Source organism: Methylophaga sp. UBA4204 (assembly GCF_002379485.1).
In the GTDB taxonomy this organism is placed as follows: Bacteria; Pseudomonadota; Gammaproteobacteria; order Nitrosococcales; family Methylophagaceae; genus Methylophaga.
In genome coordinates this window covers 4,793-5,355 of the sequence record NZ_DFTU01000038.1, presented here as the reverse complement: position 1 = coordinate 5,355, position 563 = coordinate 4,793, and the positions used below count along the sequence as shown (strand labels likewise).

The window sequence follows — 563 nt, the reverse complement described above, 5'->3', positions numbered from 1 at the left end:
TATTCTCTGGTTGACGGACTGGTCCGTATCAAACCGCTGGTCAAGGCAGCGGCTGCCTCTGGCATGCCTGCAATTGCCATTACCGATCAACATAACCTGTTTGCCGCCGTAAAACTTTACAGCGCTGCAATGCAAGCCGGGGTCAAACCTATTCTTGGTGCCGATATCCGGCTGCGGGACAGCAGTGACAGCAAAAAAAGCCTGCGTATGGTGTTGCTGTGCAGCACGATGAAGGGCTATCACAACTTGTCACGATTGATTTCAAGAGCCTATACAGAAGGACAGCATTTAGGTGTGCCAATGCTGGAACCTGAATGGCTTGATGGACAAACTGACGGGTTGATTTGTTTAAGTGGCGGGCGTGAAGGGTTGTTAGGCCGTGACTTGTTGGGCGGTCGACAAACAGAAGCTGAACAATTGGCCAGACAGTGGATGCAGTTGTTTCCAGATCGCTTTTATCTGGAGCTGGTGCGAACTGGCCGCGATGATGAAGAACGTTATATTCAACAGGCGTTGCAACTGGCCAGTGAGCTAGACTTGCCGGTGGTGGCGACCAACGATGT

1 protein-coding gene is annotated in these 563 nt (G+C 51.5%); it reads left to right on the top strand.

Going from position 1 to position 563, the window contains the following annotated elements; translation table 11 throughout:
• Positions 1-563 (top strand): PHP domain-containing protein (locus tag B3182_RS05565; protein ID WP_292751902.1); only part of this gene is annotated, 563 nt, incomplete at both ends.